The organism is Enterococcus sp. AZ129 (assembly GCF_051714505.1).
GTDB classification, from domain to species: domain Bacteria; phylum Bacillota; class Bacilli; order Lactobacillales; family Enterococcaceae; genus Enterococcus; species Enterococcus faecalis.
The window spans coordinates 441,382-454,093 of record NZ_JBIORY010000001.1 but is presented as its reverse complement, the minus strand read 5'-3'; the positions used below and the strand labels follow the sequence as shown (position 1 = coordinate 454,093).

The 12,712-nt window shown below is 39.2% G+C and carries 10 protein-coding genes; 2 read left to right on the top strand and 8 right to left on the bottom strand.

Annotation, left to right across the window (positions count from 1 at the left end):
* The first annotated feature begins 81 nt into the window (after nt 1-81).
* The gene (locus IGJ90_RS02280) at nt 82-1,110 is read left to right on the top strand and encodes a peptidylprolyl isomerase (protein WP_002355524.1); all 1,029 of its coding nucleotides are present in this window, start codon (nt 82-84) and stop codon (nt 1,108-1,110) included.
* Nucleotides 1,111-1,149: 39 nt separating this feature from the next.
* Here IGJ90_RS02280 and IGJ90_RS02275 read toward each other — a convergent pair whose 3' ends face one another.
* The 5 genes from IGJ90_RS02275 to IGJ90_RS02255 all read right to left on the bottom strand — a co-directional run bounded on the left by IGJ90_RS02275 (nt 1,150) and on the right by IGJ90_RS02255 (nt 8,782).
* Entirely contained in the window at nt 1,150-2,094 is a 945-nt protein-coding gene (locus IGJ90_RS02275; RefSeq protein ID WP_002366162.1) for a 3'-5' exoribonuclease YhaM family protein, read from the bottom strand.
* Nucleotides 2,091-4,802: an ATP-binding protein gene (locus IGJ90_RS02270; RefSeq protein WP_002366161.1), complete on the bottom strand. Its 2,712-nt coding sequence runs from the start codon at nt 4,800-4,802 to the stop codon at nt 2,091-2,093. The genes IGJ90_RS02275 and IGJ90_RS02270 overlap by 4 nt, the downstream gene beginning before the upstream one ends.
* Nucleotides 4,799-6,034, bottom strand: a complete 1,236-nt coding sequence (locus tag IGJ90_RS02265) for a DNA repair exonuclease (RefSeq protein WP_002355519.1) — start codon at nt 6,032-6,034, stop codon at nt 4,799-4,801. The genes IGJ90_RS02270 and IGJ90_RS02265 overlap by 4 nt, the downstream gene beginning before the upstream one ends.
* Before the next feature lie 157 nt (nt 6,035-6,191).
* Entirely contained in the window at nt 6,192-6,533 is a 342-nt protein-coding gene (locus IGJ90_RS02260; protein ID WP_002355518.1) for a YlbF family regulator, read from the bottom strand.
* A 62-nt stretch (nt 6,534-6,595) separates the two neighbouring features.
* The gene (locus IGJ90_RS02255; protein ID WP_002366159.1) at nt 6,596-8,782 is read right to left on the bottom strand and encodes a PBP1A family penicillin-binding protein; all 2,187 of its coding nucleotides are present in this window, start codon (nt 8,780-8,782) and stop codon (nt 6,596-6,598) included.
* Between the two features lie 342 nt (nt 8,783-9,124).
* On the opposite strand from IGJ90_RS02255, the gene IGJ90_RS02250 reads away from it, so the two are divergent.
* The gene (locus IGJ90_RS02250; RefSeq protein ID WP_002366158.1) at nt 9,125-9,988 is read left to right on the top strand and encodes an RluA family pseudouridine synthase; all 864 of its coding nucleotides are present in this window, start codon (nt 9,125-9,127) and stop codon (nt 9,986-9,988) included.
* A 122-nt stretch (nt 9,989-10,110) separates the two neighbouring features.
* On the opposite strand, the gene IGJ90_RS02245 is transcribed toward IGJ90_RS02250, so the two are convergent.
* From IGJ90_RS02245 to argR, 3 genes are read right to left on the bottom strand one after another with little or no spacing between them, the layout of a single operon-like run.
* Nucleotides 10,111-10,665, bottom strand: coding sequence for a GNAT family N-acetyltransferase (locus IGJ90_RS02245; protein WP_002366157.1), 555 nt, complete (start codon nt 10,663-10,665; stop codon nt 10,111-10,113).
* 22 nt (nt 10,666-10,687) lie between these two features.
* Nucleotides 10,688-12,196, bottom strand: a complete 1,509-nt coding sequence (locus IGJ90_RS02240; RefSeq protein WP_002366156.1) for a phosphoglucomutase — start codon at nt 12,194-12,196, stop codon at nt 10,688-10,690.
* A 33-nt stretch (nt 12,197-12,229) separates the two neighbouring features.
* Nucleotides 12,230-12,685 carry an arginine repressor gene (argR, locus tag IGJ90_RS02235; protein ID WP_002355509.1) on the bottom strand — a complete coding sequence of 152 codons (456 nt, stop codon included), beginning with the start codon at nt 12,683-12,685 and terminating at the stop codon, nt 12,230-12,232.
* Between the last annotated feature and the right edge of the window lie 27 nt (nt 12,686-12,712).

Genomic DNA, 12,712 nt, shown 5'->3' with positions numbered 1-12,712 from the left:
TGAGACTCTTTCTTTTTCAAAATAAGGTATGGTATAGTTATAACAGAAATAAAACTAAAAAAAACAGGAGTGCATAAGAGAATGAAGAAAAAACTAATCTTAGCTGCAGCGGGCGCAATGGCCGTTTTTAGTTTAGCAGCGTGTTCAAGCGGTTCAAAAGATATCGCAACAATGAAAGGTTCAACAATTACTGTTGATGATTTTTATAACCAAATTAAAGAACAAAGCACGAGCCAACAAGCGTTTAGCCAAATGGTTATTTATAAAGTTTTTGAAGAAAAATATGGCGACAAAGTAACTGACAAAGATATTCAAAAAAACTTTGACGAAGCCAAAGAACAAGTAGAAGCACAAGGTGGAAAGTTCTCTGATGCATTAAAACAAGCTGGTTTAACTGAAAAAACATTCAAGAAACAGTTAAAACAAAGAGCAGCCTATGATGCAGGTCTAAAAGCCCACTTAAAAATTACAGATGAAGACTTAAAAACAGCTTGGGCAAGTTTCCATCCAGAAGTAGAAGCACAAATTATCCAAGTTGCTTCAGAAGATGATGCCAAAGCTGTCAAGAAAGAAATCACTGACGGCGGCGATTTCACAAAAATTGCTAAAGAAAAATCAACAGATGCTGCTACGAAAAAAGATGGCGGTAAAATTAAATTTGATTCACAAGCAACAACTGTTCCTGCCGAAGTTAAAGAAGCTGCCTTCAAATTAAAAGATGGCGAAGTGTCAGAACCAATTGCTGCAACAAATATGCAAACCTACCAAACAACCTACTATGTAGTGAAAATGACGAAAAACAAAGCAAAAGGCAATGACATGAAACCTTATGAAAAAGAGATCAAGAAAATTGCTGAAGAAACAAAATTAGCCGATCAAACATTTGTTTCGAAAGTCATTAGTGACGAATTAAAAGCGGCCAATGTGAAAATTAAAGATGATGCCTTCAAGAACGCTTTAGCAGGCTACATGCAAACTGAATCTTCAAGCGCTTCTTCAGAGAAAAAAGAATCAAAATCAAGTGATTCTAAAACAAGCGATACCAAAACAAGCGACTCTGAAAAAGCAACAGATTCTTCAAGCAAAACAACAGAATCTTCTTCTAAATAAGCATAAAAAAGGGAGTGGTCGATTGACCACTCCCTTTTTTTATTTATCTTTTGGAACATAGAAACTGCGGTTATCTAAACCAAAGATTCGTTCCGTATACTCCCCAGGCTGTGTTTGACGAATTGCCCCTAGCATCATTTGAATGGACGCATCCATGGTATCAATTTGATGTAAGATTTCCGCTTCCATAATTCTTGGTCGCACAGGTGAGCCATATTCCAACAATCCATGGTGGGCTAAGACCATGTGCCGAAGAACGACAACGTCTTCTTCTCGATCATCAATTTTCAAAGCTAAACACGCCTTGGTAATTTCCTCATCCACCAAAACTAAATGACCAATTAAGTTCCCTGCCACCGTATATTCTGTCGTAATAGCACCAGATAGTTCTAAAACTTTTCCTAAGTCATGTAAAATAATCCCCGCGTATAATAGTGACGTGTTAATTTCAGGATATTCCTTAGCAATTGCTTTGCCTAGGCGCAACATTGAGACAGTGTGGTAAGCTAAGCCATTCGCAAAAGCATGATGGTTCCGTTTGGCTGCAGGAAATTCATAAAATTCTTGTTGGTATTTCGTCATGAGATAGCGCACAATACGATTCCAATGAGCATTGGTAATCTCAAAAATCATTTGATTGATTTCCTCGACCATCTCTTCTTTTTTCAAAGGCGCTCGTTCCATATATAAACTTGGCTGGCTTGGTTCCTCTGCTGTCGCTAAACGCATGTGTAAAATTTTTACTTGGGGTTTATTTTGATAAACTTCTCGTTTCCCATTCAGTAAAACAACGTTTCCCGCAGTAAACCGTGTAATTTCATCCTCAGAGGCGTCCCAATATTTTCCGTCAATCGTGCCAGATGTGTCTTGAAAGGTAAAGGCAATAAACTTTTTCCCATTTTTAGCTACACGCACATCGGCATTTTTAATTAGAACAAATGATTCAAAAAGTTCTTCTACTGTTAATTCACGTAATTTTTTCACTTGACGCTTCCTCCTTCTAACGCAATTACTCTTTGTTGTAAGTCCTGATAATAGCTTACCATTTCTTGGTCAGAAGAAAAACAAATGACTTGCTGTTTTTGACCAAACTTAGTAAATAATTCAGCTAATTGGGCTTTTCTTTGATGATCATAGTGTAACCAGCCATCATCAATGATAATTGGACAAATCAGTTGCTCGCCTTGGACTGCTAAAAAGGCAAAACGAACAGCCATCATCAATTGATCTTTAGTGCCAGTTGATAATTCATGTAAATAAAACATTTCTTGTTCTTTCGTCACCGCAACTAGTTGACCTTCGGCTACTTGGATTGATTGATAACGCTGGCTTGTTAAAAGTGCAAAGTAGCTTGATGCATACTGTAATAAGCTGGGCAATTGTTGTTCCGAAAGCTCTGTTAATAGGTCCATTAACAGTTGCCCCGCCAGTTGATACCCAGACCAACGTTGAGCTAATTCTTTGATTTCCGCTTTTAAAATTGCTTGGCGTTGATACAACTCATCTAAGGTACCATCCGTCATTAATTGTTGTTTTTCATAAATCAGCGCTTGATACTGTTCTTGTATTTTATCTAACTGGCTTTCTTCCAATGCTTGTTGCTGCGCCAGTTGTAAAGAACGGTCTTTTAACGTTGCTTCTGTTACCGCTTCTGGAAACAGATTGCCTAATTGTGTCGCTAATTCTTGCCCACGACCAACTTGGGCTTGCTGAGTGGTCAGCTGTTGAATCCTCATTGGAACATCAGCGATTGATAGAATCCGATAACGAATTAGTAAAGGCTGAATTCGTGTTAATGCTTCTTGCTGTTTAGTTTTCAACTCTCGTAACTGCTGTTTGAGATAGCCATCTGCCTGATACTCCTGAGCAAAGCGAACCTTCTCCATTTCTTCAGCAAACCCTTCTAAAAAGTGTAACTTTTCGGAAAGGCTCTTTCCTTGCAAGGGTAAATGCGTCATCAATGGGAAGCTTTGTTCTTCAAATACTTGGCGTTTTTGTTGATTTTCCTTCAATTGACTCATGAGTTCTTCATTTGTTTGAACAAGCAATAAATAGCGCGTAATCAATTCCCGCTGATTCATTAAAGTATCAATTTGATTCATTTTTCCTAATTGATGGAGTTGGGCTTGCTCCGCTACTGCTTGTTCAAGTTGTTCCACTTGCAGTTGTGCCTCACGTTCTTGATTCAGCGCCTGTTGGAACTGTTCATTTAAATAATCTAGTTGCGAAAGTTTCGTCTGCCATTCTTCTTTCACTTCATCAGAGGAAGCTTCTTTTCTATTGGCGTAGCTAAGCACTTCTTTCGCGATAAAACTAACTCCCACGAGAACTAGGCCCCATTTTAAAGGGCTTGGCAAAAAGAAACCGAGTAATGCAAGGATACTTCCTAGCAATAACCAAAGTGGTTGACTTGTTTTCTGCGCTTTTTGGGCACGCGTCGCTTCACCAAAAAATGCAGCATGCTCTTTTTCAAAATCCGTTAACTGGTCTTCCAGATTTTCAATTTGAGAAGCCAAGAATGCTTTCTGTTCTTGTCCTTTTTGAAGAGCTTGCGTATACGCAACTTGTTGTTGGCGCCACTTTTGAACGGTTTCGTTGTCATAAAAAAGCTGTGGTGGTCGTTCAGGCGACCATGACCATTCGTTCTCTAAAAGGACCATTTCTTGACGATTTTGCTCAAAGGTTTGGGACATCCATTCCGATTCCGTCATCAATTGTTGCATATCATAGCGTTGATTCAACAATTGTTGAATTAATGATTCTTGTTCTAGGTAAAAAGCATAGCCTTCTGGAACATCGAGCGCTTCTGACTGAAGAGATAACTCTTTGGTCAAACGTTGTCGTTCTTTGTCTAGGTACATATATTCTTGAAAGGTTTCTTCTAATTGAACTTGGTCTTCTTTTACTAAAACAACGTTCTCTGTTTCTTCAGGTAGCGACTGCCATTCTTCGTACAAGGGAAAGTGACGTTGCTGTTCCGCAACCTGTAACAAGTCCTGTTGCGTTTCTTTTAATTGCTGTTGCAGTGTCACTCGCTGTTGTTCTGTTTCGCGAATCGTTTCTTCTAATTGTTGAAAAGTTTGTTGCTGCGCTTCTTTCTCTTGAATTTGCTCTTTTAGTTCTTGATAAGCCGCCAACTTCTGATTGAGTAATGGCTGCTGTCCTTTACCTTTAAAGATTTTTTGTGCTTCTTTAAAGTACGCATTTCGGTAAGTCAAAAGTTGTTGACTACCAGAAACACCAATGGCTAACAAGGATGTTTGCAGTTCCTCTTCTGTCAACTTGTCACTCGTAATTAATTGTTCTTGTTGGAAAGTAAAAACCTCTTGAAATAACTTTTTCGTTAGCGGATGTAACATTTGCTGTAAGGTTTTTTCATCCCCCATTTGTTGTTGATAATAAATGATTGCTTGCCCTTTATTTTTTTCTTTAAAACGCTCGACTTGAACTTCTCCAAACACAGGATGTGCCAACCACAAACGACCACCATACGAGCCACCATTTTTAGGTGCGTAATCGCGTTTTCTTTTGCCCTTTGTGGGAAAACCAAACAGCATTGCTTGAATGAATTGATACAATGTGGACTTGCCAACTTCATTTGCGCCGTACAGCAATTGATTACCAGATTCAAATGTAATTTTCTGTTGTTGCCATTTTCCAAAGCCCACAATTTCTACTGCGAGTAATTTCATAGTGGGTCCTCCTGAATAGTAAAGTCTTCATTAATTTGCTCATGTGCTAGGCGCAAGCTCTCTAATCGCCACTGCTCATCCATTGAAAAAATTCCAGCAAATTCTGGATAACGTAACAATTCCTTGGTGGTATCTTCAAAAATAACTGGATCTAAGTATGTTTTTTCTAATGCCGTTAATAAGTTGGGACTAGCGGCTAAATAGATTGGTTCTTTCGTTGGTTCCTCTGCTTGCAATATTAGGCGATAAACAAAAAAATCACCTTGCGTTTTTTGTAAAAGCTGCTGCTGTAAGTAGCTTAATAGTTCACCATTGACAATGGCTTGCACCACGGTCACATCCAAATGTTGCGTTTCTTTCAGTGTCAACGCCATCAATTGCTGTTGCTGATGCGCATGCCACTTCGTCAGCAAACTGGTTTCAAGATAAGACAAAACGCTTTGGGTGTCACGGCATTGCGCCAGAGATACTTCTTCATTCGTCCAATCTATTTCTGCGACTTTTTCAAATTGAACAGTCGCTTGATTTTGGGAAAGTGTGACCACTGCAACCCCTTGTAAAGACTGTTCTTTTTTCGTATGACCTTGAGGTGTTCCAGGATAAACAATTAGCGGTTGTTCACTAACAATTTGCGGCTGATGAATATGGCCCAATGCCCAATAATTATAGCCAGTGGCTTTTAAATCCTTCCATGTAAACGGAGCATAATTTTGTTGCGCTTTCCGACTGGTGTCTCCATGATAAATCCCAATATGAATGTCAGATTCTGCTTGTTTGATAGGAAATTCTAGTGCTTTATTTTCATCAATCCAGGGATGCTCATAACTAAACCCCGAAACAGCCACTTGTTCGCCCGCTTTCGTTTCAAAATACAGTGTCTCAACCATTTCTTTTTCAAATAAAAAAACATTGTCTGGAAAAGAAAACCAATAGCGGTCTTTTTTATAGTAATCATGATTCCCAAATGTTAGAATCACAGGAATTTCTGCTTGTTTCAACTGTTCTAATGCGGCCATCAATTGGGCTTGCATTGAAATAGAGGTCTGACTTTGATGAAACGTATCTCCTGCAAAAATAACCAAGTCCACCGCTTCTCGAATGGCAACTGTTACGATATTCATTAACAATTGTTGATTAGCTTCTCTTAAGCGCTTCGCTAAGGCTGTCGGGATCCCAGTTAACCCTTCAAAAGACCGATCCATGTGTAAATCAGCTGTATGCAATAGTTTCATCGTTTCCCCTCCTTTTCTCCTCCCTTTATCATATCATTTTCTGCCAGCTTGGTCAGTAAAAACATACGAAAATTTGTTCGTTTTTTTATTTTCAGTAAAAAAGAAAAACTCTGACAAATTGTCTTATAGACAACTTGTCAGAGTTCAATTACGTAAATTAATCGTTATACATATCACGCACAGGAGTCATGATAATTCGGTTTAAATCATTGACAACTAAGCTAAACGCTTGTTCTTTTTGCATTAATTCGTTGATAACTGCTGTTTCTTGCACTTTCGTTGCAATGCTTTGTGCTTTTTCAGCATCTTCATCCGTGAATTCTTCACCGCGCATTTGTTTTTCTTGAAGTCCTTGTTGGAATCCTTGGAATTCTTTAAACAATGTGTAAGCTGCTTCGTCTGCTTTTACTTCTTCATACGCTGCTTGTAATGCTTTAAATTCGTCTAACTCACGTAGTTCACGTTCAATCTGATTGGCTGTATCATAAATGTTACTCAATGGAATCCCTCTTTTCTCAATAGTTTCATCTTTATTGTACCATTTCTCTTAGGTTTTCCCAACTAATTTCCTAATAAGCCTCCGAAAATTCCTTCAATCTTGTCTTTGACTTTTTTCGCGCCGTCTTTAATTTGTCCCCCAACTTCATTCAATGTATCTCCGAAATTGCTAGCGCCATCTTGAACAGAGTTTCCAAAGTCTTTCAAGTTATCCCGCCAATTAGAATTGGCACCACCGGTTAAACTATCGTTGCTATCAACAACTTTCCCACCTGTGGCATAAGCATCCGCGACAGGAAATTGTGCTTGTTTGACTTGTGGCAAGATGCCACTGGCTTGACTGTTGAACACCTGAGAGGCATATGTGGCGCTACTACCTTCCAAATAATGGGTTTTACTGGTTTCTTGGAAGCCTAACCAAGTAGCAATGACAACTTCTGGTGTATAACCAATCACCCACTGATCGTTCGTTTTACTACTATCGAAGTTGGTTTCTGTCGTACCTGTTTTACCAGCCATTACATAGCCTGCCGGTTGTGCGTTGACCCCGCTCCCAGAACTAAAGACCCCTAGTAACATACTTGTAATCCCATCTGCAACATCTTTGGTAATAACTTGCTCTTTCTTGACTTTCGTATTATCAACTACAATTGCGCCAGTTGAGTCGACGATTTTTGTAATTAAATGCGTTTCAGTTTTATAGCCTTCATTGGCAAAGGCACTATAAGCTCCCGCCATGGTTAGTGGCGAAACACCCGTTTGTAATCCTCCAAGTGCTAAACCATAGTACCGATCTTTTTCTGATAACGGAATGCCAAATTTCTCTGTTTTTTCATAGCCTTTATCTAAACCAATTTGATGTAATAACCACACCGCTGGTAAATTTAAGCTTTCTCCTAAGGCTTGATACATAGGAACTTCTCCACTGTACGTGCGGCTATAGTTTTGCGCTGGATAATAATCTTGTGGTTTATCTTCTAAAACAGAGTCTGGTTTATAGCCAGCCTCTAAAGCTGGTGTATAGACAGAAATTGGTTTTAAGGACGAGCCTGGTGAACGTTTTGTTTGCGTTGCAAAGTTAAAGCCTCGATAAACATGTTCCCCTCGACCGCCCACCAGTGCTTGCACGCCGCCGGTTTTCGGATCAATGGCTACAGAACCACTCTGAACCATGGCACCATCTTCTGCATTGGGTGGAAATAGTGCATCATTTTTATAAGTTGCATCCATCGCATCTTGATACCCCTGATTTAAAGAAGTGTAAATCTTGTAGCCTTTATTTAAAATATCTTCTTCTTTAAATTTATAACGATTGACCGCTTCATCAATTACCGCATCAAAATAATATGGATATTTGTAACTATTTTCGTCGCCAACATAGGTGTCATTTAATAGACTCGCTAAGTTAACACTCGCTTCTTGATTGGCTTCTTCTTGAGATAGTTTTTTATTGTCGACCATTAGTTGTAAAACGGTATTCCGTCGCGCTGTGGCATTGTCAATGTAATCAATTGGGTTATAAATTCCTGGCCCTTTTAACATGCCCGCTAGCGTTGCGGCTTCCCCCACTGTAACTTGGGACGCATCCACGCCAAAGTATTTACGAGCTGCATCTTGCACGCCCCAGACACCATTACCAAAATAAGAATTATTTAAATACATTGCCAAGATATCTTTTTTCGAATATTTCTTTTCGATTTCAATCGCTAAGAATAATTCTCTGGCTTTCCTATCTAACGTTTGTTCTTGCGTTAAGTAAGCATTTTTGGCTAATTGCTGCGTAATTGTACTTCCGCCACCACCGCCACCGATTTTCCCGAAGGTCAATTTTCCAACAACCGCACGGGCAATACCTTTGATGGAATACCCTTTATGTTGATAAAACCCGCGATCTTCAGTTGAAATAACCGCATCTTGAATATAAGGAGAAATATTATCCAGTTCCACAAAAGTCCCTTTTTGCCCGAATAATTTTCCGACTTCTTTTCCTGATTCATCATAAACGCGTGTTGATTCACTTAGCCCCGATTTTAGGGTCTCAACGTTTGCGGACTTGGCTAAGTAAAATAAATAAATACTGGCACCTAAAGCGACTACCAAACCAATTAACAAGAAAATTTTATTGATTTGATACTTTTTCCAAATCCGCTTTCTGGCTTGATGGAATTGTATTAAATAAGGCTTTATCCACGTCCAAAAATGACGTAATCCGACACCGACTTTACTAAAAAATTGTTTAAGATTGTCCATAGTACTCCCTCTGTTTACGTTTCTTGGCTAAGTCTACCATATTCTTGCAGGTACGACCTAGGTCTAAAGCATGAAAAATTCTTGAAAAACAATTTCAATGGTCTTTTCGCTGTAGCAAAGGAAATATGGCCTTCACTAGAGGTAAATAATTGCTTACGCTTAGAAACGAGTCTTTATTTAGCCTCTATTCTATCATGCTTTTCTTCGTTTTTTATGTAAATTTGTTTAAGAATCTCTCAAGGAACTGCCTTTCTAACAAATTTCAGCTTTTTTTCCGTTCTGACTTGACCTTTTGAGTAGCTTTGTTACACTAAATAGCGAATCAGTGAAAGGTGGGATTTGGTGGAATATTCAATGAGATTACCTGAAAATTTTTCAACAATGACTGTAAAAGAACTATTAGAAAATGAGTGGCTAGTCCCTCGAAAAGTGCGCCATTTTTTACGCACGCGAAAAAATGTCAAAATCAATGGAGAAACAGCTGCTTTTCATTTTCCAGTCCAAGCTGGCGATTGTGTCACCTTAACGTTTGAAGAAACCGATTATGTGCGTCCCACTATTCATTTGGGGGAAGCAACGCGTGTGACGGTTTTATATGAAGACGAACATTTAATGATTGTAAATAAACCTTATGGCATTAAAACCCATCCAAATCAGCCACAGGAAACAGACACCTTGTTAAATCATGTTGCTGCCTATTTAGCCGAGAAAAATCAGGTCCCTTATGTCGTTCATCGATTAGATAAAGAAACCAGTGGTGCGATTGTCTTTGCTAAAAATCCTTTTGTCTTACCTATTTTAGGGCGTTTATTAGAAACAAAACAAATTTACCGCCAATATCAAGCGATTGCGGCTGGTCACTTTAACCAAAAAGAACAGACAATCAATCAGCCGATTGGTCGTGATCGGCATGATCGCCGGAAGCGACGGATTGATCCTCAAAAAGGGGATTCAGCGATTACACATGTCCAGGTGGTCAAAGCTCTTTCTAATAATCAAACCGCAGTTACCTGTGTTTTAGAAACAGGTCGGACGCACCAAATTCGGGTCCATTTAGCTAGCGAAGGGCATCCAATTATTGGTGATCCGTTATACAACCCAAAATCGCAGGCAGCTCGTTTAATGCTCCATGCTTCACAACTTCATTTACTCCATCCGTTTACAAAAAAACAAATCGTTGTGACTGCAGCGCCTGGTCTATGGTAAAAAACAGAAGAAATCGGACGGTAACCGCCGATTTCTTCTGTTTTTTTATTTTACCGCACATTCACTGCTGAGAACGGCATATCTGCGTTTGCTCAGTGTCTTGGTGTTAAACAGTTCCTGAGCTAACTCTCAGCCTTAATCATTTGTAGCCACTCTTTTTGTAAAATTCCGTAATTGTAGATATCCAGCCATTGACCATCTTGAAATAACGCTTCTCTATCAATTCCTTCTTTTTTGAAGCCTACTTTTTCATAAAGATGAATCGCTTTTTGATTGTTACTATTGACAGCTAATCTGATTTTGTGCAAGCCCAATTCATAAAAAGCAAATTTACAAATTAAAGACACCGCCTCAAAGCCATATCCTTGACCACGTTGCTCTTTTTGTAAAATAGCAATCCCTAAATTGGCCCCTCTATTTTTCAACTGTACATCAGACAACGAAACCCAACCAATAAATTCCTCTGTCGTATTTTCTAAAATAGCAAATAGAAATCGATCATCTTCTCCTTTATTAATCGTGAAATCTTTCCATTCTTCAAGCCCCCACGGATGTAAAGCATCCCAGCTCAAATGCCGAAGCAATTCATTATCCCATTGCTGTTTTGCAATATGTTCGATATATTCTTCTCTAAAATGAGAAAAGCCAACGTGTTTTCCTTTTAAGACATTTTCCATAAGAACACCTTTAATTCCTAGATTATTTTTCTATTTGCTGACTATCTATTTCCTCGTATTTTTGTAAAAAAGTGGCAATTTTTTCGATGACACATGCATTTTTATCGCTTTGGTCATTCTCTACCTGAAGAACAAGCAACGGTTCATGCAGACTTAAGCGTAGCAAAAACCACCCACTGCCATATTGACCAGACACGTTTCCCCGAACACCTTCTTGGTTTTCACGGTCCACAGCAAAGTCTGCTTGATTTTCTACAAACAATTCAAAGTCTCGCAAGACTTGTTGCCCATAACAAGTAACATCCTCCGCAGTAATTTTGAAGCGAAATTCGTTGGTTTCTGCCGGTTGCTTCAATGTAGCAATCAGATCACCTAACGTTTGATTGTTTTGTTTCAATTCTGGTAACAACATTAAAATTTTCGCCACGACATATGCACCATCATCCAGATTGTAGTTTTCTTGAAACGCTGCATGACCACTGGTTTCAATGGCTAACGGTGTCTGAAAGCCCCCATGATTCAATTCAATCATTTTATTAATGACATTTCGGTAACCAGAAATATAACGAATCTGTTGGCCGCCTTTTTCTTCAATAAATGTTTTTAAATGACTTGAGGTTGGCGAATTTGTCACAATATAACTACCAGGCGCTTCTTTTAAAACGATTGCCGCTAAAACAGCAATTAAATTATTTCGGTTTAGTACCTCACCTGATTGGTCCACCACGGCCGAACGATCTACATCTGTATCAAAAATAATGCCCAAATCTGCTTGATTAGCTAAAACAGCCGTTTGAATACTTTTCATTGCTTCAGAATTATCTGGATTAGGTACATGATTAGGAAAATGCCCATCTGGTTCTAAAAACTGTGATCCCGTCGTATCAGCGCCCAAAACTTGAAGAACCTGCTCCGCAAAGAAGCCCCCAGCCCCATTACCCGCATCAACGATAATTCGAAAGCCCTGTAAAGGATTCTCTTCTAGCGAATGAATTCCTTGGCGGATTTTTTCCACCAAATGCTCCGCATAAATTGGCAGTAACTCTTGCTTCATCAGTGTGCCATTTTCATTGGCTGTCAGCGGATCAGTATGAGATAAAATATACCGAATATCTTCTTTTTCTGCTCCACCTTCTGCTGTGAAGAACTTCAAGCCATTAAAATAGTAAGGCAAATGGCTAGCTGTAATCATAATCGCTGCATCACATTGAAGCGTTGGAAATTGAGTAGCCATAAACATAGCAGGCGTCGTAGCTAAACCAACGTCAATCACCTGAATACCTAATGAAAGAAACGTATCTACTAATGCTTGCTTAATCGGCTCCGCCGTTAGACGACTATCATGTCCGATTGCAATTGTCAGGCGCTGTTGTGCCTTTCGTGGCAGCTGTTTTTTATCCTGTAACCAACGAACCACGCCCACCGCAATCTCGGCTACTGCTGTTGCGGTTAATGTTGCAGTTTGCTCTTCCGTATCCAAAGCAATTCCCCGAATATCCGAACCATTTTGTAGCGCTTTCAATTCTACCAAGAAAAAAACTCCCTTCTATTGATACTTTCAATTTTAAAAAATCATATTTTCGATGCGTTCGATAAAGTGTTCCGCATCCTCTTCTGAACGTGTAATCACAATAATCGTATCCGCACCAGCCACTGTACCCGCCACTTCCGGATAAGCTACTTCATCTAAAAAGTTACTCACCACATCGGCATTTCCCATCTCTGTATGCAAGATGACAATAAATTGTACTCGCTCCATTCGAACAACTGAATCTTTCACTGATTCTCGTAATTTCTCTTCACTGCTTGTGCCTTGTGCTTGAGAAAAAATTGCATATTTGACACGACCATCTGCACCATGTGTTTTAACAATACTCATTTCACGGATATCTCTTGAAACAGTCGCTTGAGTGGCTCGGACGCCAAGTTCTTCCAAACGAGTGATTAATTCATCTTGTGTTTCAATTTCTTGTTGCATAATTAATTGTTTAATCAAACGTTGACGTTCTGCTTTTTTCATATAGACCACTCCTCTCCATTCATTTCT

Coding starts and splice junctions, on each gene's coding strand:
- IGJ90_RS02280 (WP_002355524.1), top strand. CDS start 82: ATGAAGAAAAAACTAATCTTAGCTGCAGCGGGCGCAATGGCCGTTTTT.
- IGJ90_RS02245 (WP_002366157.1), bottom strand. CDS start 10,665: ATGGAAAATGTCTTAAAAGGAAAACACGTTGGCTTTTCTCATTTTAGA.
- argR (WP_002355509.1), bottom strand. CDS start 12,685: ATGAAAAAAGCAGAACGTCAACGTTTGATTAAACAATTAATTATGCAA.
- IGJ90_RS02255 (WP_002366159.1), bottom strand. CDS start 8,782: ATGGACAATCTTAAACAATTTTTTAGTAAAGTCGGTGTCGGATTACGT.
- IGJ90_RS02270 (WP_002366161.1), bottom strand. CDS start 4,802: ATGAAATTACTCGCAGTAGAAATTGTGGGCTTTGGAAAATGGCAACAA.
- IGJ90_RS02265 (WP_002355519.1), bottom strand. CDS start 6,034: ATGAAACTATTGCATACAGCTGATTTACACATGGATCGGTCTTTTGAA.